This window comes from Paenibacillus sp. JNUCC 35 (genome assembly GCF_058269095.1).
Genome location: NZ_CM177771.1, coordinates 6066514 through 6086742, shown reverse-complemented (window position 1 = coordinate 6086742; position 20229 = coordinate 6066514). Strand labels below are relative to the sequence as shown.

Here is a 20229-nt window from a genome sequence, read left to right as displayed (position 1 = left end):
TTTTCTGTAGTTCTTTAAGAATATATGGGATTCATGAAAGCTCTGTATGAGCATAAGGGGTGCTGTGGTCGGCAAATGCATCCGAATTCAGCTCATCCCCATCCTTTCAAATTAAGAAGCTACCGTAAGGATTTCCGTCAATTTCGCCTGGAATGCAGGTGCTCCTACGCGGAGGAAGAATTGATGGAACGTTTCCTCGGGACTGCGATTTTCCTTGTAGAAACGGATAAGCTCGGCGAGCACCGGGCCTACATCGTCCCCTTTAACACGGCCTTTTAGCCCGGTGTTAAACTGGGCGCCGGGACCGAGGATACCGCCGACCGCGATATCGAACGCATCTACCGGACCGTCCGGCGTTTTAACGAGCGTACCCTGCAAGCCGATGTCCGCGATTTGCTTCTGGCCGCAGGCGTTCGGGCAGCCGATGAAGTGGATGCGGACTTCTTCATCCAGTTCCACATTGGCGTCCAGGTACTCGGCAACGCGGCGTGCGCGTTCCTTGGTTTCGACGATCGCCAAGTTGCAGAATTCGTTGCCTGTGCACGATACCGTCCGGCTCATGAAACGTTTTGGGAACGGCGTCAGACGCTGCAGCACGGTTTCTTGGAGAACATCGTCCACCCGGTCGTTCGGGATATCCGACAGAATGATGTTCTGGGACATGGTCGTGCGGATCGTGCCTTGGCCGTACTGGTCCGAGATGCGGGCCAGTTCGCGCAGCTCTTCCGCATTGAGACGGCCTACCGGAACGTTCAAGCCGACATAGCTGTAGCCATCCTGCTTTTGAGGGTGAACGCCGTCAAAATAAGCCGCTGTCCAGCCGGCGACTTTCTCCTCTCCGCGGGTTGGCATAGGTCCGATCAGCTCGATGAGCTTCTCCAAGAATTTCTCCGGGCCCCAATCGGCCACGAGAAACTTCAGGCGCGCATGGTGGCGCTTCTCACGATAGCCGAAGTCACGGAAAATAACCGTTACGCCGGTAGCGACTTTCAGCACTTCTTCCGGACGCACGAAGAGGTCAAGCTGTTTGGCCAGATGGGGCTTCGCGGAAAGACCGCCGCCGACCCAAGCATGGAAGCCGAGTACTTCTTCTCCGTCAATGATTTTAACGGCCGGTGTAAAACCGAGGCAGTTAATTTCAGCATGAGCGGAGTTATATACGTTGCTGGAAATCGACATTTTATATTTACGCGGCAGGTTGGAGAAATCCTTGTTCATTAGGAAGAAATCGTTTACTTCATTTACCAGGGCAGTCGTGTCCATAAGCTCATCGGGATCGATACCTGCCAGCGGATTGCCGACAATCGTACGCGGGCAGTCGCCGCAAGCTTCATAAGAATATAGGCCGACTTCTTCCAGCCTTTTGAAGATATCGGGGAGGTTCTCAACGGTCAACCAGTGGAACTGGATCGCCTGACGCGTGGTGACGTCGACCAGATTCCGTCCGTAATCTTCCGCAATGCCGGCGAGTGCACGAGCTTGAGCGCTGGTCAATACGCCGGAGTTGATGCGGACGCGCATCATAAAATGGCCGTCCTTGGGCTTTTGCTGATAAACACCGGCCCATTTGAACAAATTCATATCGTCTTCAGGAATGGAATCGTATCCTTCCAGAGCATACTTTTCAATAATGGTACGAATCACATCGAGTCCGTCTTTTTGAAGCTTGACGAGTTCCATCTTGTTCAGCTTCGACGTGTCTTGAGTCCAGATCGGTTGATAAGCCATGCGTGGGACCTCCCTTTTTATACGTAATTCCGATAGAAAAAGTGTGATATAGGATAGGTTGATCGTATCATATTTAGGTCAGGGCGTAAATCCGTGCGGGGCAAAAGCGGGTATAAACAATTATTATGAAAGAGACAGGTTTTGTTTATAATTACCCTCCCTATTCATAGAAATGAATAAATCGTGACAAACTTGTTAACATCAAGACTAGGGCCTTGCATCTTCACCCCGATAGAGCTAACATAGAGAGTAAAAGGCTATTTCGTTAGGTTACCTGGTTGGATAAATGAAGGAGGTCTCTCAATGTTATTTGCAGAAGAGGCAGCACAAGCATCCAGTTTTTCCGGATTCGATCCATTTGTGATCATTTTTACGATCTTGATCGCAATCGGCTTGGTCCGTCTGTTCGCGGCCAAAAGAAAAAACGTTTTCGCGATCGCATTTGCGTTGGTTAGCTTGGCTGTATTCCTTTTCATGGATTTCGTCATGATCAAAGGCTGGTAACAAGCTGCCGCTTACAAATAGCAGCGCATGAAGAAAAGCCCCTTATCTTCCGATAAGAGGCTTTTCTTTTTGTACAGTTACACCCACCACATGTCGCCGAGCGGTTCTTTGATAAGAATCTGTTGCAAGTTCTCAACGGCTTTCGTGAAGCCTTCGTTAACCGACATCAGGCCGTCTTCGTGCTCAATGCTCACGACATAGTCGTAACCGACCAGACGCAGGGCGCTGATGATATCCGCCCATGTCTTCATGTCGTGGCCGTAGCCGACGGTACGGAACTGCCAAGCGCGATCCAGCATAAGCGAGTAGGACTGCATATCCGTGATGCCGTGCTTATTCACGTTGATCGGATCGATCGAAGTATCCTTGGCATGGAAATGATGGATCGCATTTTCACGGCCGAGAATTTGAACAGCTTGAACCGGGTCGATCCCCTGCCACCACATGTGACTCGGATCCAGGTTCGCGCCGATCACTTCGCCGGCTACTTCACGCAGACGGAGCAGGGTGCCCGGTGTATGAACGGAGAAACCGCCGTGCAGTTCAAGGGCGATTTTCACACCGCGGTCCGAAGCGAATTTACCGGTTTCGGTCCAGTAAGGGATGACTTTATTTGTCCACTGCCAGTCGAGAATTTCCTGGAAATCGTTCGGCCAGGGAGCTACGGGCCAGTTCGGATATTTGGCATCCTCGTGATCGCCCGGGCAGCCGGAGAATCCGTTTACGACAGGGACTTCAAGCTTTTCAGCCAGTTCTAGCGTACGGATAAAATCGACGTGGAACTGTTTGGCTACCGCCTTCTGAGGATGAAGCGGGTTACCGTGGCAGCTGAGCGCGGAAATCGTCAGGCCTCGGGAATCGAACGCATGTTTAAATGCCTTTAGCTTGCTTTCGTCGGCAAGCAGTTCTTCGGGCTTGCAGTGAGCGTTGCCCGGGTAACCGCCGGTACCGATTTCAACGGCTTCAAGGCCTTTTTCTGCAATGTAATCGAGTGCTTCTTCTAGAGGTTTTTGTCCGAAAAGGACGGCAAACACGCCTAGTTTCATTGTTGTACACCTCCACGGATTATAAAAAGAACGCGCGTACACTTATTATATCACCGCTTTGCCGGGAAATGAAGCGCACAGCCGTAACAAGTTCCAGTCAGGGAAAACCGGTTTGCTTTTCCGAAAAACAAAAAGGTCTTCCCACCTGCCTCTTTTAGAAGGGGAGATGGAAAAGACCTTTGTAAACACGTAAGACCACGTCGGGGGTATTCAAGTTAATGATAATGGCCGCGACGACAAGAGCTTGGGTCAGCAGGCATCGCATGTAGAAGTAAGGCTTGGAAACCTTTCTGCGGATGACGGTCGTCTTGCCGAGCAGATTCTCAATCGCGATAATCACCCCGTGATAAACCCCGTAGATCAGAAACAGCCACGAGAAGCCGTGCCACAGTCCCATCAGCGTCATAATGAAAATCGAAAGCCCGGCGGTCATGAGCTTGGATGGCGTTTTGCGGGAAAAGAAAATGAAGATATGATCGCGGAACCAATCTCCCAAGGTAGCGTGCCAGTTCCGCCAGAACTGAGTAAGGGTGGGAGAGAGGAACGGTTTCTTAAAGTTTTCGGGAATCGTGAAGCCCATCAGACGGCCGAAGCCGACGGCGATATCCGAATAGCCCGAGAAGTCCATGTAAATCATCAGGTAGAACCAGATCATCAAGAAGAGGCTCTGATGGGTATGAAGCTCCTGGTCCATCACTTTGTTGAACAGATCGGTCATCCAGACGACCACGACGACTTTTTTGAAAAGGCCCAAAATAATCCGTTTGACGCCCGCCTCAAACTGGGGCGCATCGACTTTGTAAGGCACTTTTACATCGGCCATGAAGTCCCGGAACTTTAAGATCGGACCGGAGGTAAACGTGGGAATGAACAAAATGTAGTTCACATAGTCGATAACCTTGGCTTGCCCATCTTTGCCGAAGAAATAGGCGAAATACAGCGCATCGATGATTTTGAGCACGTTGAACATGATGCCGAGTGTCATTACGCCGTCTGCCAAAAGCGAAACCGAGCCCTGCTTGCCGAGCATGTGAAACAGGACGACAGCGCCTATATTGGCGAGAATGAACAGCGCGAACGCAAATTTCCGCCAGACGGGTGTACGGCACAAATAGACGAAGAATATATAATTAAGCAGCGTATAGGCGATATAGAACGCAAACAGTTTGCCGCTCCACAGAAAAAGAAAGCCGAGGTTGAACAGCAGCATCAGGATGCGTTTGTTCTGCGGCCATTTTCTCGTCGCCATCAGCACGAACACCATGCCGCACATGGCAAGCAGCGCGTTCATGTTCAAATAAAACATAACAGGACTCCTTCAACGGACGGAGAATGAGTGGGTCAACACATAAGCGGACAGGTGAGACCTCATGGGGAGGCTGGGGCTAAAACCCTTCATAGATAAACAAGCCTTGCCCGGTAAAATAAACGAGCACCAAATAAAGCATTCCTACATAAATCAGGATTTCGAAGGTTTTCTTAAAGAAAGCAGCCATTCGTCAACCTCCTTCGTAAACAGGGGAGCCCCTTCCTCCCGGTTAAGGTGGACGAGGTCGTGAAAGTACTTGGGCGCATAACGGTCCATGAGATCGAGCACGGGAACGTCCGCGGCTTTGAGACGCGCATTCACTTCCTGCTTCATGGCAGCGGTATAGGGAGGCTTCACATGGTCCTGACGGAATGGCATCCAAACGACGCGAAGCGGAATCCCTTTCTCTTTGGCGTCATCCAGTACCCACTGGAGCGCGTCCAGGTTATCTTGCATGTCCTTGAGCGTCATCCAGTTGTAATCCTTCTCGTACCGGGCCCAGCTTTTGGTCATCGCGTCTTCCGTAGCGTATCCGTGATAAAGTTCCTTGTCGATCCAGCGGGGCTCATAAGCGAGACTCCCCTGAAAAGCCAGATTGCGGACCAGTTCCTTGCCCGCATCCAGGAAGTCCGCTCGGTACGCGTATACGTACGGCTTGTACCAGGGCTTGTTCCACGGGAACCGGTAGTCGGTTTCCATTTTGTCCAGCAGCGTATGCACATCGATGCCGATCACCAGCTCATCTTTCACGGAGTATAATCCGCGCTGAAGAATCTGCTGCAAATCCGTCAGCTTCCCGTAGGATAAGCCCATTTCAACGAGCTTGGCTGCCGACTTCTCCTCGATATACGCCCCCGTAACAGAGGAATTGCCGTAAAATACGGCTCCGCTGCGCGACCAGCCGTGATGGTAGAGCGTCTTCGTAAAGTCGTCTTTACCGAACCGGCGGCTCGTCTCAAGGGGATTCCACCACATGACGAGAGCTTCAGCGACCACAAAAATAAGAAGCAGCCCCAGGACGAAGCTGTTCTTCTTGAAAAAAGCGAGTATGTTCACACGATCACTCTTTATAGGGATTTTTGTTGCCAAGCATGGTACTGCTCACGGAAAGACGCCGGCCAGTTGGCTTCATCCATGCCGTATTGAGCAAGGAATGCAAACGCCCAGCGCTCGATGCCGAATCCTACGCAGCCGGTAACGGCGGCACGCTTGCCTACTTTGATGTCGAAGGCGTTGCCGAAAGTGTTGCTGTGGAAGTTGACGGAACTGCAGGCGATGGACTTGTCCAGGTACGGAATCGTCAAACGCAGTTCATATTTCATCTCCTGATTGCGCTGGAAGGACGCTTTTACCTGAAAATCGTTGGTGAAAAACGGATCGTTCGCAATTTCAAGCAAGCTGTCGACTTCCCACTCTACGGCAAGCTCTTTAATGTATTCGATGGATTTCAGACGATTTTCCTTCACGAAATCCGGTTTTCCCACAAAAATAATTTCCCGCATCGAGAAATCGAGCAGGCGGCCGAAATCGGTGTGGTTCTTGGACTCGAACCGGTGACACTTCGCGACAGCCGTTACTACGATTCCGTCTCCTTCGAGAGTCTCACCCTGCAGGCCTTCATAGCAGTGGTAGCACGTGGACGGGTTCATCGTAAATTTAGGCTTCGGCATGGTGGCGTTCAGATCGAGCGGAAGCTCGTCCTTCCAGCCGCCGGTAGCACGGATTGAGTCGGAGAAGGATTCGATCACATCCAAATCTTCGCGTAGGTGCGTGAGGAAGTGGATATGCTCCGGAAAAGAGGTGAAGTGATTCGTTTTGTTCAAGGTCTCCGAGTGAATCACGGCCGGGTAAGACTCTTCCTTCACCTGGAAGCGGTTCGCAATCTTCGTAACGAACGAATAGTCGAGAAAGCGCATGAGAGAGGAGAACGGCTCGCGGAAAATAAACAGGCCCGGCTCCAGCACCTTAATGCTCTTGCTCTCCACGAGTTCGCGAATAATGTCACCGCTGTATGGAACGGAAACTTCGTTGCGGAACAGGACGTTTTCTTTAAAACCGAAGTCGCCCTTGGAGAAGCGTTCGATAAGACGCTCTACGCGTTCGCGGATCGCTTCGTCGCCGTTCGGGGACGTATGGACGATCCGGAGATGTCCGTCTTCCAAGGAAATTTCCTGAATGTGCTCATCCACGAAAGCGGATGCGTATTTAACCTGTCCGTGCTGGCTTTCGGAAAGCCGTTCCAGCGATATTTTGCATTCCATGGTGTTACCTCCCGGTTTTCGTGGAAATGAATTGGGCGATCTCGCGAACGGTATTCATCGGATACAGCATCAGATCCTGGTTCGTCACTTGAATGCCGTACGTTTGCTCGATATGAGCGATCAGTGCCGTGGCACCCATCGAGTCGATAAAGCCGTAATCGAACAGATGAACATCTACGCCGAAATCGTCGTCGTCTTCTTCAATCTCATAGCGGCTTCTGATGTGTTCTTCCAGCTGCTTTATGATTTCTTCCATAGTCAGTCGGGCCTCCCAGGCAGGAATAGATTGGTGTAAAGAAGGCGTACAGCCGGATGGGCCGTAGGAACGGCAGGCACCGGCTGTACTCGGGAGCGGGACGGCGTTAACCGGCCCCTCCGTTTATTTTTTAAGAGACAGGCTTATGGTCGTCTTATCTCCGTAACGCGTAAGTGTATACATGCCGGTTGCCGCATCTTGTTCAAGCTTGATATCCGCCGGATTTCCCGGGATCGTCAGCCCGGACGGGCTGTAGATTTTGATTTGCTGCAGACCGGCCGCCTGCAAATTGAGCTTCCAGGTGCCGCTCTCCCGGGTATCCAGCTCGAACGGCACATTGGCACGGACAATGTGAGCTTCCTCGGCAGGCTTGCCGATATGAAGCTGCGCCTCGCGGGCAAGGCCGAGGTACAGCTTGCCGCTGCGTTCGGTGTATACGTCGGACTTGGCGGCAAGGGAGTAAGGCGCGTATCTCTCGCCTTTTTCCACCACGACGCCCGGCGTATTGGCGTACTCGGCCGCCTGTTTCGGCACGGCGGATGTATCCGCTCCGATCGTGAGAGACAGATGAAGGCCTTTGCCGGAAATCCGGTCTTTCACTTCGTCCATGATATAGTCGGCCCAGGTGCGCTTCACGGTAACCTGCGTTGTCAAGGTAGTCAGGAAGGAACGGGCCATTTGGGTTTCCGTCATAAAGTTATAATCGTACTGATTCCGAATGTCATCGAGGAAGGAAGCGAATTCCTCCAGTTCCCCTACGCGAGCAGGGAAGTGATACTCAATGTGTTCGAAGTAATCAATGGGCATATCGCGCTTAATATAAGAATCGTAAATATCGACCGTAGAGATTTCGCCCGTTTTGCGAAGCACCGGAGCCGGCGTGTAAATCAACATAGGCTGATCGCTGCCGCTCTTGTCCTTCGTCAGCAGGAAAGGAAGCCCCCAGATGTAATCCGTACCGAGCCGGGGCTCTGTAGGCGTATGTGACGGCGTAAAGCCAAAGTTGAACCAGATTCCCTGCTCGTTCTCGTTGCGGAGTGTCTGAAGCCGGTCCGGGAAGTTGATCCGCCAGGTGTGCTGGTTCGTTCCGGGCATCGTCCAGGGAAGGCCGAGCTTCTCGAACGCCTGCTTGTGCAGGGCGATCTCCTGCTTCTCCTGGGCGTCGCTGACGAAATTGTGCACATATATGTGCGGATACAATTCGAGATGATTCTGCTTCGTATACTGCAGGAACTCCTGCAGTTCCGCCTTGTAAGGGAAGGCCGGCGAATCGACCGGAACCGGCGAGCCGAACTCCAGCTGTCCGACGATCAGGTCTACGACACCGTCGTGATTCACATCGTGCCAGACCGGCACGGAGTTGTGTCCGCCGACCAGGGCGTTCGTGCCCATCTGATTCAGCGTGGCGCCGTTTACGCTTCCCTGGGCGGTGAAGGTTCCGCCGCTTTCCTGGCGGAACACGCGCAGATCCCCCTCGTTGCTGCCGACAACGAGGTCCGCCCGGCCGTCGCCGTCCATGTCACGGACGGACGGCGCGGCGTACTTGGCGCCGACGTCCGCGACTACGGCGCCGGCGGAGAGGCGCAGCGCGCCTGCCTGCGGCGCGCGGTACACCCGGACCTTGCCGTCGGCGTCTCCGACGACCAGGTCCGGAAAGCCTTGGCCGCGGAGATCCCCCGCGGCCGCGAGAGCCGGTCCGGGCACCTTGATGGGCCCGGACGGGTCCTGCAGGGCGGTTAGCGGTGCGAACCGCCCGCCGCCTTGGCCGAGCGCGATCTGCACGGCCCCGGTGGCATCGCTGACGAGAAGGTCGATCTTCCCGTCGGCGTTCCAGTCCACCGCATGCACGGAAGCATGCGGACCGGTCTTGAGCGGCTGGCCATTCGTCAGCAGCAGCTTCTCCGGCTTGCCGTACACATCCGGCAGCTTGAGGCCGCCCGGCGCGGGATCGCGCTCGTAAGCCTCGGGCTTCGGCCCGAGGTTCGGATACACGTAGACGTATCCGTCGCTGCTGCCGGCGAGAAGGTCTTCCTTCCCGTCCCCGTTGATGTCCGCGAACGCCGGTACAAGCCGGTGCGGGCCTTCTACGGGATCGGCCAGCGATTTGTAGTCTGGATACTCCGCCAGGCGTATGGCGCCTTCCTCGGACTGCAGATGCATGCCGCTGCTGTAGTAGGAAGCGGGAGATTCCCCGCTGAACTGCGGCTTCTCGTTGGATCCGCCGTTCAGGTGGACGGAGACGCTCTCTTTCCACTGTCCCCAATAGAAGGCGGAGCGGACCAGCGAGAAGGACGGGATCTGATTGTACTTCTTCGTCAGCTCCGCCCATTGAATCGCTTCCTTGTCCTTGAACGCCGGCATGGCCTCGAAATGGTTCTGGTAGGACATGGCCGGACGCCCGTAAGGCCCGAGTACTTTGGTCACGCTGTACCCGAAGGTTTCCTTGGACACGTAAGTGACAAATTCCGTGCGGAACTGGGCGTTGGCCGCCGAGAAAGCGAAGTTGAAGTAGGGCTCCAGCTTCAGGTCTTTCTTGTCGAAATAGGCGGTGCCCGGTTTCAGGCTCCGCTGCTGATCGTACTTGGCGGCCAGGCTACCGAACCCCTGCGCGGGGTCCATGCCGCTTTGAAGATCGTAGCCCGTAATAAAGTAGCGGTTAGGCAGGAAGGTGCTGCTCAGGAGTACCGTTCCTTTGCCGACCTTATTGACGGCGACGAGCGCTTGTCCGTTCAGCGTAACCAGCGGCTGCGCCGTTGAAGGATCAAGGCCGTAGCCCCAATAGAAGCCCGGAAGATTGTCCATCGTTTCCCGTTTGAAGAAATTATCGCTGAAAAGTTTGATGACTTCCTGCATGCCTTGAGCGTTCACCGGCACGGCCGGATATTGAAACTGCGGTTTGGCCTGCGGCGGCGCTATGAGCTGCGTCTGATAGGCTCCCAGAAAATCGGCGGGAAACTTGCTTGCGAACGCATTGTCGAGAAGCAAATGCCCTCCGTTTTGCACATAGTCCTGGAGCTTCTGGATGTATCCGTTGTCGGGCATGTTTGCGAGCTCCGGATCCGGCACGACCGCATCGTACGATTGTAGCTTGCGGGCCGAAACTTCATCCATCGGCTTCCGTTCAAGCTCTAGATTCGCCGCCAGCGACTGCCGGAACTGTTCGAATGCCGCCGTATCATAGCGATCGCCGCCGGTTGCGTACAGCAGACGGACCTGCTCCTTCTTCCCGGTGAGGAAGGCTACCGCTCCGACTGCCAAAAGAAGAGCGACCAGGCAAAATACCGCTATGGCGGTTCTTTTTTTCGACAAATTCATCCCTCGATTTTTGTATATGATCCTTGCCATTATAGCACTTCTCCCTCCGTTTGTTAACTTTGGGGGCGGCTGCGCCGCGGTTCCGCGCATTCGCCGAATCCGAAAAATTTTGCCGAAAAATAGGTTCATAAATAAAACCTCAAGCGCCGATATATAGGAAAGATGAATATTTACAATCCGAAATCATTCTGACAAATGGGGAGTTGCTATGAGTAACAAGTGGAGTGAGAAGATAGCCGGAGGCTGGCGGAGCGCGGTCAAAAAGATACAGAACCTTGCGCCTAATAAGTCTGCGGCGGGCGGCCCTTCCGGCCCGGGGGGAGGCGGGAATTCGGTTCCCGCGCTGAAAGCCGTAGGAACGAAGCTGTTCGTTATCTTTTTTCTCAGCATTCTGTTCGCCGTTCTCATTGTGGGAACGCTGTCTTACCAGACTTCCAGCAGCGTTGTGGAAGAAGAAGTATCGAAAGCGGCTCAACAGACCGTTATCCAGACGGGAGAAAAGCTTGATTTTCTTTTCCGGACTTATGAGAAGATGTCGCTGGATATCATGATCGACAAAACGGTCGGCGCTTCGGTGGATCAGCTTGCACGTCCGAATATATCCGATTCGGATGTCGCCATCGCCCGGATGAATCTGGACAGCAACCTCAAGAAATACTCGCAAACGGACGAGAATCTGGCGGGCATTTACATTATTCCGGTCACGGAAAAAGGGGTTCCTACCGGCTACGGTCAGGAAAAGCTGATTCAGGAGAATGCCGCCCTCATTAAGAGCGTGAAGGATGGAGACGGTAAGGCCGTCTGGTTCGATTCGAAAATCAACGGCTATTTTACACAGCTTTCCTTCCCTACATTCGGTGTCGCGCGTGTAATGAAGAACGATTACGGACAAGGGAATTATATGGTCCTGCTGGAGGTCAAGACGGACTATCTCTACAATCAGCTTTCCAGCGTTCACGTTGGACAAACAGGCAGGATCGAAGCGATGAATGCCAAACACCAGCTGATGGTGACCGAGAAATCCGACATGATCGGCAAGGAGGCACAGGTTAAACTAGAAGGCCAACTGCAGGATCAGGGCCGTACGAAGGCCGATGTGAGCGGAGAACAGAATCTGATCGTTTATACAAAAAGCAAACAGACGGGCTGGCTCATTTACGGCTTCGCGCCGCTGGATGAAATCACGGAAAAGGCGAACAGTATTTTCGTATTGACCGTCTGGGTGGCGATTATTTCCGCTCTGGTTGCGGTCGTGGCCGGCTGGTTTATGAGCCGCAGGATCGGCAAACCGTTGGTCGAGCTGGGCCATCTGATGAACGAAGGGGAGAAGGGCAACCTGGCGGTACGCACTCTCTTCACGCAGCGTCAGGACGAGATCGGCCAAGTGGGCAAGAGCTTTAACGGCATGATGAGCAAAATCACGGATCTCGTCAATCAGACGAACCGTTCGGCGGACAGCGTGCTCGAAACGGCTCGGGAGCTTACGGACGCATCCAAGAAAACCGCGCTTTCGGCGCGGGAAATCGCGACGGCTACGGAAGATATCGCCGGAGGGGCGACAAGCCTGGCAGTTGCGGCCGAGAACGGAAACGATCTGACTTCTAAAATTTCCGAGCAGATGAAATACGTCATCGAGAAAAACATCCGGATGTCTATCGCCACTTCCGAAGTGCAGCAGATGAGTGAGCGGGGCATCGAGCAGATGGATGAACTGACGCAGAAAACCCTGCAGAGCGAGCAGATGACCCACTCTCTCGTAGACCGGGTCGATACGCTCAAGCAGAGCACCAGCTCCATCCGCAAAATTCTGGATGTGCTTACGAAAATCACCGCGCAGACGAATATTTTGTCGTTGAACGCGAGTATTGAAGCGGCGCGCGCCGGGGCGGCGGGCAAGGGGTTCATGGTCGTTGCCGGAGAGATTCGCAATCTGGCGGACCAATCCAGAGAATCGATCGTGAACGTAGCCCAGATCACCGAGGAGATTCAGCGCGAGATGGACGCTACGGTAGAAGCGCTGTCGGCCGCTTATCCGCTGTTCCGCGAACAGACGGAGTCGGTGAAGGAGGCGAACCAGATGTTCTCTTCCGTGAAAAACGAGATGGACAATCTGCTCATCCAGTTGGATGAGGTCTCGACTTCCATCAACGATCTGAACGAGTCCCAGATAACGCTTGCCGATGCGATGGCCAACGTGAGTGCCGTTGCGGAGCAATCTTCCGCGACAAGCGAGGAAGTCGCTTCCCTGAGCAGCGAGCAGCAGAGCGTGAGCGAAGGGCTGGTACGCCTGTCCGGGAAGCTGGAGGACGTTTCCAGTCAGTTGAGCGATTCGCTGACGAAGTTCAAGGTGTAGGACCGAATCGATAAACCGCATAGCAAAAAGCCCGGCCGACGCAGCATCCTGCGGTGGCCGGGCTTTTCATGTAGGAAGCCCCTTGCGGGGCGGAGCGCAGCCTTTAGATTCTGGCTGTCCCGCTCCATAAGGGGCTTTTTAATCAGCTCCCTGCTGCCTTAGAACTGAATTTTGCTCTCGATGAACGCCTTCAGCTCGCTGATCGGCATCCGGGTTTGTTCCATCGTGTCGCGGTCGCGCACGGTAACTTGGCCGTCCTGTTCGGACTCGAAGTCGTACGTGATGCAGAACGGCGTGCCGATCTCATCGTGACGGCGGTAACGCTTGCCGATGGAGCCGGTATCGTCGTAATCGACCATGAAGCTTTTGGCCAGGTCGGAGAAGATCGCCTGCGCGCCTTCGGACAGTTTCTTGGAAAGCGGGAAGATCGCCGCCTTGAAAGGAGCAAGCGCCGGGTGAAGGTGAAGCACGGTACGGCTGTCGTCACCTTCCAGCTTCTGCTCTTCGAAGGCGTCGATCAGGAAGGCCAGCGTTACGCGATCGGCGCCGAGCGAAGGCTCGATGCAGTACGGCACGTACTTCTCGTTGCCCGCTTCCTGATCCACATAGTTGAAATCTTCGCCGGAGTGTTCCATATGCTGCTTCAGGTCGTAATCGGTGCGGTCGGCGATGCCCCAGAGCTCGCCCCAGCCGAACGGGAAGCGGTACTCGATATCCGTTGTGGCGTTGCTGTAATGGGACAGCTCGTCATCGGAGTGGTCGCGCAGACGGATGCTGGCTTCTTTCACGCCAAGATTCAAGAGCCAGTCGCGGCAGTATGCGCGCCAGTACTCGAACCATTTCATGTCCTCGCCCGGTTTGCAGAAGAATTCAAGCTCCATCTGTTCAAACTCGCGCGTACGGAAGGTGAAGTTGCCCGGCGTGATTTCATTCCGGAAGCTTTTGCCGATCTGGCCGATACCGAACGGAAGCTTTTTGCGCATGGTGCGCTGTACGTTCTTGAAATTCACGAAAATACCCTGCGCCGTTTCCGGACGCATGTAAACGACGTTGGAGCTGGACTCCGTTACGCCTTGGAACGTTTTGAACATCAGGTTGAACTGGCGGATGTCCGTGAAATCGCGGCTGCCGCAGTCCGGACAGGCGATCTCGTGTTCGTCCATCAGCGCTTTCATCTGATCGAAGGACAAGCCGTCCACCACGAGCTCGATGCCTTTGGCATCCAAAGCGTTTTCGATGATTTTATCCGCGCGGTGGCGGGCTTTGCACTGTTTGCAGTCGATCATCGGATCGTTGAAGTTGCCGACGTGGCCGGATGCGACCCAAGCTTGCGGGTTCATCAGGATAGCGGCGTCCAGACCGACGTTGTAAGGAGACTCCTGGACGAATTTTTTCCACCAGGCGCGCTTCACGTTGTTTTTCAGTTCTACGCCGAGAGGGCCGTAATCCCACGTGTTGGCCAGGCCGCCGTAAATTTCGGAACCCGGGAAAATAAAACCTCTGTGCTTGGCCAGAGCTACGATTTGATCCATGTTGACGCTCATTTTTGTTCGCTCCTTTGCGTATTTCGGGAATGGGTAAAACATGATGCAAGCCAAATCGCCTGATCGCTGCCCGGGTCATGGGAATTTCCGTCTGAGCAGACTCCGCAGATCCGTACGGAGCCTTCCGCCGCCCAATCGAAAAAGCCCCCAATCCCACAGGCATCCGATATGCCTAGGGACGAGAGCTTGAGCACCCGCGGTTCCACCCTAGTTGATGCTCCGCTCGGATATCCGCCTTTCCCCGTCATTCCGTACCCGTCCGGCACTTGCTCATCGGACAAAGGATCGGATTGCGGTGAATGGCGCCTGGCTGGCGCATCCCCTTTCTTGCCGCACGCGGCTCCGGACTGCCGTTTCGCTGGTTCCTTGCCCGGGCTTCCACCATTCCCGGATCGCTGATTCGAAGGAAATTCAGGTACTATTGGTCCTTCACGGCCGCATCGTATGCAGTTGGGAATAGTTTACCTAAGTTGTGCAAAAAAATCAATGCGGCAGATGCGCAGCCGGGACGCAAAATTTTTTTATGGAAAAGGAAGGAAATAAATATTGAGAGTCGAACTGTTTAGGTATTAAGAGAACTGCGGCGATAAAAATGACCCGGACGCATGCATCCGCAGATGCACATTTTGCAGCCTGTAAAGTTAAAGCCATTTAACTTTTGCAGAGACTCGGAGGAGGAGATAAACGAAAGAACGACAGGCTGACAGAGCAAGATACGAATGACAGTCAAGGAAACGGCTGTGCCCGGACGGGTTAAACGGGGTGTCCCGGAAAGTTTCCTAATTATGAAGGGAGAGAATTAACGGATGAATGGAAAAGCAAAAAGAGGATTAGCGTTCGCTCTGGTCGTCCTGCTGCTGCTCGTATCCTTGCCGCTGACCGCTTTGGGCGCGTCGGAATGGGCACCGGGAACGGCTTACAAGAAGGGTGAGATCGTCAGTTACAGCGGAACGCTCTACGAATGTGTGCAGCCGCACACGGCACTGCAGGGCTGGGAGCCGCCGAACGTACCGGCGCTGTGGAAGAAATCGACAGCTGTTCCGGACACGCAAGCGCCGACAGCGCCCACGGGATTGAACGCGGGAACCGTAACGGGGAATTCCGCTGCACTCAGTTGGACGGCTTCTACCGATAACGTTGGTGTAAGCGGTTACGAGGTGTACAACGGTACGGCCCTGGCCGGAACTTCCACGACGACTTCGTATACGGTAACCGGCCTGCAGCCGAATACGTCCTACACGTTTACCGTGAAGGCGAAAGACGCTGCCGGCAATGTGTCCGCGGCCAGTGCGGCGGTTACGGTTAAGACGGCAGCTCCTGACACGCAGGCACCGACTGCTCCGACTAATTTAAAGGTCGGAAATGTAACCGCTAACAGTGTAGCGCTCAGCTGGACAGCGGCTACCGACAACGTCGGAGTGGCAAGCTACGACGTATACAACGGCACAGCACTCGCGGGCTCCACGTCCTCGACAAGCTACACGGTGACGGGCCTTCAGGCGAACACGGCGTACACATTCACCGTGAAAGCCAAAGATGCGGCGGGCAACGAGTCCCCTGCAAGCGCGGCTGTAACGGCAACGACGACGACACAACCGGTCGGAAGCAACGAAATTATCGGCTACTTCCCTAGCTGGACTTCGTACAATACGCCTTCTTTCACACCGGCTAACGTAGATGCAACGAAAGTATCTGCCATCAACTACGCGTTTCTGGATATTTGCTGGAACGGCAGACACGGCAACCCTTCCAATGATCCGGAGAATCCGAATGCTCAAACCTGGCCGTGCCAGGACGGCAACGGAGCGGCGAACAACGCACCGAACGGGTCCATCGTACTGGGTGATCCTTTTGTGGATGATGTCGGCGAAGGCGGCGGCTACGAGAGCCTGAAAAAGCTGGCCCAGCTGAAAACGAAAAATCCGAAGCTGAAACTGTTCTTCTCCATCGGCGGATGGACTTGGTCCAACCAGTTCTCCAATACGGCTGCGGATGCGACAGCTCGCCAAAACTTTGCGACTTCGGCGGTTTCCCTGCTCCGCCAGTACAATTTTGACGGCATTGATATCGACTGGGAATATCCGAACGCCATCGGCGTACCGTGCGCTTCCGGTCAAACCTGCCAGCGCTCGGCGGATAAAGCCAACTACATTCTGCTGCTGCAAACTCTGCGCCAACAACTGGACACCGCCGGACAGAAGGACGGCAAGCAGTACTATATCACGATCGCGTCCGGAGCTAACTCCACTTTCGTGGCGGATGCGGGCGGCACTTCGAACTGGATGACCCAAGCTGCGAACTATCTGGACTGGATCAACATCATGACTTACGATTTCCACGGTCCTTGGGATACTTCCAGCAATCACGTAGCACCGCTTTACAACGATCCGAGCGATCCGGCGGGCACTCCGCAGTTCAATGTGGATTCCGCCGTCAAAATCTATCTGAACAAAGGCGTGCCGGCCAGCAAAATCACGGTAGGCGAACCGTTCTACGGCTACGGCTGGAACGGCTGTAACGCGGGAGCCAAAGGCGACGGCCTGTATCAAAGCTGCTCCGGCTCCTCCAACACGGGTTCGGACGGCTCAACGTTCAACTTCTCGTACCTGCAGAACAAAGGCTACCTGACGAAAGACGCAAGCGGCAAATATACAGTGGGCGGCCTGGGCTTCACGCGTTACTGGAACGACGTGACCAAGACACCATACCTGTACAACCCGACGAGCAAAATTTTCATCACTTACGAGGACGAGGCTTCGATTCACGCGAAGAACGAATATGCGAAGTCCAAAGGGCTGCGCGGCGTCATGTTCTGGGAGCTGGAAGCCGACAGCAACAAAACGCTGCAAACGGTCGTTTCCAACGATCTGCCTCACTAAGCACTTATACTTTTTGAGATTCTTATAGGAAGGAAAACGGGCGCTGTCTTATGACGGCGCTCTTTTTCTATGGAATGGGGTGCGCTGGAAAGGTTCCTTTTCGCTTTCTTATACAACTGTAGATGTGCTTCAAATAGGCAGTGCGCCGCGATGAACGATTTTCTTAAGGCCGGGGCCGCCAGCCGCCTGCGGACGAATTTGTCCGGAAGGCTTATTTTTTTAACCTTATGACAAAAAAAGGGCGCCGCGGGGGCTTTTGCGGGTTGCGGGCGAACATTCACAAAGGTACACTAGTTATGTTACCTGATTTGCACAATGAAAGGATATGAATCATGCGATCTTTACGCAGAGAAGATATAGAGCTTCTGGCTCCTGCCGGCGACTGGGATTGTCTGCGGGCGGCCGTAGCGAACGGCGCCAATGCGATTTTTTTCGGGGTTGAAAAATTCAATGCCCGCGCACGCGCGCACAATTTCAAGATGGATGAACTGTCCGACATTATGTCGTTTCTACATTTATATGGCGTCAAAGGCTTTCTGACGTTCAACATTCTCGTGTTTGAGGACGAGCTTCGCGATGCGAAAGAACTTATCGAGGCTTGCGTGGATGCGGGTGTGGACGCGGTAATCGTACAGGATCTGGGCCTTGTCAAAATGATCCGCGACATCTCCCCGGATTTCCCGATCCACGGATCGACGCAGATGACCATTACTTCGCCGGAAGCGGTGGAGTTTACAAAACCGTTCGATATCGAACGTGTCGTGCTCGGACGCGAAAACAACTTGAAGCAGATCAAAACGATCGGCGACCAGGCGAAGCTTCCGATGGAAGTTTTCGTGCACGGTGCGCTGTGCGTTTCCTATTCGGGACAATGCCTGACATCCGAAATGTGGGGCGGACGCTCCGCCAACCGCGGAGAATGTGCCCAGGCCTGCCGGCTGCCGTATGACCTGATCGTCGATGGAGAGCCTAAGCCGATGGGGGACGTAGCTTACCTGCTGTCGCCCAAGGATTTGGCCGCTATCGAGCTGGTTCCGCAGCTTATCGAAGCGGGCGTCACCTCGTTCAAGATCGAAGGACGCCTGAAAAGTCCGGAGTATGTGGCCAACGTCGTGAGCAAGTACCGCCGGGCTATCGACGCGTATTTCGACGGGAAGGATGCGAAGCCGTCCAAGGAAGATATCCGCGAACTCCAGCAGAGCTTCTCGCGCGGGTTCACGAGCGGGTTCCTCGAAGGAACGAACAACAAGAAGCTCGTGGACGGCACGTTCCCGAAGAGCCGCGGCGTATTCCTCGGCCGCGTGAAGCAGGTTCTGCGCGATGCGGTCATTTGCGAGATTGAGGCGCCGCTCAAACGCGGAGACGGGATCGTGTTCGATGCGGGCGACCCGACGAAGAAGGAAGAGGGCGGCCGCGTGTACGACTTGCGCCGCAAAGGCGTCAAGATGGAAGGCGAAGCCGAGGGCGGCCTGATCGAAATCGTGCCGGGGCGCAACGATGTGGATCTCGGACGTGTCCGTGTCGGAGACCGGATCTGGAAGACGAGCGATCCGGCGCTCGACAAGCGCCTGCGTCAAACGTACGAAACGGAGAAGCCGTACCGTACGTTCCCGGTCCATCTTCGCGTCACAGGAGCGGTAGGCCAGCCGCTGAAGACCTGGTGGAGCGATCCTTCCTCGAACCACAGTGTGTTCGTGGAAAGCGAAGCGCTGCTGGAAGCGGCCCTGAAGCGCCCTCTCGGCGAAGAGGTGCTGGCGGAGCAGCTGGGACGCCTCGGCGGCACGATCTTCGAGCTGGCCGGACTGGACGTCCAGCTTAGCGGTGACGTGATCGTCCCGATGCGCGAGCTGAACGCCCTGCGCCGCCGCGCCGTGGAGCTGCTCGAAGCCGAGCGCCAGAAGCCGCGCCGGTACATGAAGCGCGAGGTCGACGCTTACGCCGACGAGCAGCTGCTGCAGGCGCCGGTGAGCGCCGAAGAGCGCCGGGCAAGCGGCCGCGCGGATGCGGCCGCACAGCAGATGCCTGCGGAAGCGGCCCCTGCGCACACGGCTGACGCGGCGGGCAAGGCCGCAGACGGCATCGGAGCCGCTGGCGGACAGGCTGCGCAGCCTTACGGCGTGCGCCTGACCGCACTCTGCCGCGGCATCGAGCAGGTGCTTGCGGCCGTCGAAACCGACGTCGATATGATCTACGCCGATTTCGAGTTCATCAAGCAGTTCCCGGCCGCCGTGGAGGCCGCTCATGCCGCGGGCAAGAAGATTGCGCTGGCGACTCCACGCATTCATATGCCCGGCGAGACCGGCTACTTCCGCAATATTTTGAAATTGCGGCCGGATGCGGTGCTTATCCGGAACACCGGCGCGATGTACTTCTTCATGAAGTACCGCGCGGAGAACCCGGAGGAGCACCAGCCGGAGCTGATCGGCGATTTCTCGTTGAACATCGCCAACCACAAGACGGCTTCGCTCTTCGTAGATGCCGGATGCTCCATGGTTACTCCGTCGTACGATCTGAATATCCAGCAGATGGTGGATATGCTGTCGCGCACGGATACGTCGAAGATGGAGATGGTGATCCAGCAGCATATGCCGATGTTCCACACGGAGCACTGCGTGTACTGCACGTTTATGAGCGAAGGCACCGACTTCACGAACTGCGGACGCCCTTGCGAGGATCACCGCGCCTCCCTGCAGGACCGGATCGGCATGTCTCATCCGGTTCGCGTGGATGAAGGCTGCCGCAACACGGTATACAACGCCATTGAGCAGTCCGGCGCCGAATATTTGAACCATTTCCTTGAGCTGGGCGTACGCTCGTACCGCGTCGAGTTCCTGGAGGAATCGCCGGAGAAGGTCAAGGAAGTGCTGGACCTGTACCGCCGTGCAATCCGCGGCAACATTACCGGCACGCAGGTATGGAAGACGCTCAAAGCGACCAATCAGCTCGGCGTTACCCGCGGTCAGCTTGTTAAATGGGGCCGCGTGGATACGATGGAATAAGCAACGGATCGGAATAAAGAAAGGCCTGCCGGCAA

Annotated in this window: 12 protein-coding genes; 4 read left to right on the top strand and 8 right to left on the bottom strand. The window is 55.0% G+C overall.

What is annotated here, in order from left to right:
- Nucleotides 1-111: 111 nt before the first annotated feature.
- Nucleotides 112-1728 (bottom strand): nitrite/sulfite reductase, encoded by a 1617-nt coding sequence (locus AC2TF6_RS27575; protein ID WP_491309347.1) that lies wholly within the window; start codon nucleotides 1726-1728, stop codon nucleotides 112-114.
- A gap of 303 nt (nucleotides 1729-2031) precedes the next feature.
- Between AC2TF6_RS27575 and AC2TF6_RS27570 the strand changes: the two genes are divergently transcribed.
- On the top strand, nucleotides 2032-2232 hold the full coding sequence (locus AC2TF6_RS27570; protein ID WP_009677089.1) for a DUF2759 family protein: 201 nt from the start codon (nucleotides 2032-2034) through the stop codon (nucleotides 2230-2232).
- A 77-nt stretch (nucleotides 2233-2309) separates the two neighbouring features.
- Here AC2TF6_RS27570 and AC2TF6_RS27565 read toward each other — a convergent pair whose 3' ends face one another.
- The 6 genes from AC2TF6_RS27565 to AC2TF6_RS27540 all read right to left on the bottom strand — a co-directional run bounded on the left by AC2TF6_RS27565 (nucleotide 2310) and on the right by AC2TF6_RS27540 (nucleotide 10449).
- Nucleotides 2310-3278: a sugar phosphate isomerase/epimerase family protein gene (locus tag AC2TF6_RS27565; protein WP_491309346.1), complete on the bottom strand. Its 969-nt coding sequence runs from the start codon at nucleotides 3276-3278 to the stop codon at nucleotides 2310-2312.
- A 154-nt stretch (nucleotides 3279-3432) separates the two neighbouring features.
- Nucleotides 3433-4584 carry an MBOAT family O-acyltransferase gene (locus tag AC2TF6_RS27560; protein ID WP_491309345.1) on the bottom strand — a complete coding sequence of 384 codons (1152 nt, stop codon included), beginning with the start codon at nucleotides 4582-4584 and terminating at the stop codon, nucleotides 3433-3435.
- A 153-nt stretch (nucleotides 4585-4737) separates the two neighbouring features.
- Entirely contained in the window at nucleotides 4738-5643 is a 906-nt protein-coding gene (locus AC2TF6_RS27555) for a hypothetical protein (RefSeq protein ID WP_491309344.1), read from the bottom strand.
- An 11-nt stretch (nucleotides 5644-5654) separates the two neighbouring features.
- Nucleotides 5655-6848 (bottom strand): class-II aminoacyl-tRNA synthetase family protein, encoded by a 1194-nt coding sequence (locus tag AC2TF6_RS27550; protein ID WP_491309343.1) that lies wholly within the window; start codon nucleotides 6846-6848, stop codon nucleotides 5655-5657.
- 4 nt (nucleotides 6849-6852) lie between these two features.
- The gene (locus AC2TF6_RS27545; RefSeq protein ID WP_009677019.1) at nucleotides 6853-7104 is read right to left on the bottom strand and encodes an acyl carrier protein; all 252 of its coding nucleotides are present in this window, start codon (nucleotides 7102-7104) and stop codon (nucleotides 6853-6855) included.
- A gap of 123 nt (nucleotides 7105-7227) precedes the next feature.
- Nucleotides 7228-10449 (bottom strand): FG-GAP-like repeat-containing protein, encoded by a 3222-nt coding sequence (locus tag AC2TF6_RS27540; RefSeq protein WP_491309342.1) that lies wholly within the window; start codon nucleotides 10447-10449, stop codon nucleotides 7228-7230.
- A 178-nt stretch (nucleotides 10450-10627) separates the two neighbouring features.
- Between AC2TF6_RS27540 and AC2TF6_RS27535 the strand changes: the two genes are divergently transcribed.
- A complete protein-coding gene (locus AC2TF6_RS27535; protein ID WP_491309341.1) occupies nucleotides 10628-12772 on the top strand; it encodes a methyl-accepting chemotaxis protein in 2145 nt (714 codons plus the stop codon).
- 158 nt (nucleotides 12773-12930) lie between these two features.
- Here the strand turns inward: AC2TF6_RS27535 and AC2TF6_RS27530 are convergent, their stop codons facing one another.
- Nucleotides 12931-14316, bottom strand: a complete 1386-nt coding sequence (locus AC2TF6_RS27530) for a glycine--tRNA ligase (RefSeq protein WP_009677029.1) — start codon at nucleotides 14314-14316, stop codon at nucleotides 12931-12933.
- Between the two features lie 806 nt (nucleotides 14317-15122).
- Between AC2TF6_RS27530 and AC2TF6_RS27525 the strand changes: the two genes are divergently transcribed.
- Both AC2TF6_RS27525 and AC2TF6_RS27520 read left to right on the top strand, forming a co-directional pair.
- On the top strand, nucleotides 15123-17195 hold the full coding sequence (locus AC2TF6_RS27525) for a glycosyl hydrolase family 18 protein (RefSeq protein ID WP_491309340.1): 2073 nt from the start codon (nucleotides 15123-15125) through the stop codon (nucleotides 17193-17195).
- Between the two features lie 332 nt (nucleotides 17196-17527).
- Nucleotides 17528-20194 (top strand): U32 family peptidase, encoded by a 2667-nt coding sequence (locus AC2TF6_RS27520; RefSeq protein WP_491309339.1) that lies wholly within the window; start codon nucleotides 17528-17530, stop codon nucleotides 20192-20194.
- The last annotated feature ends 35 nt before the right edge of the window (nucleotides 20195-20229 follow it).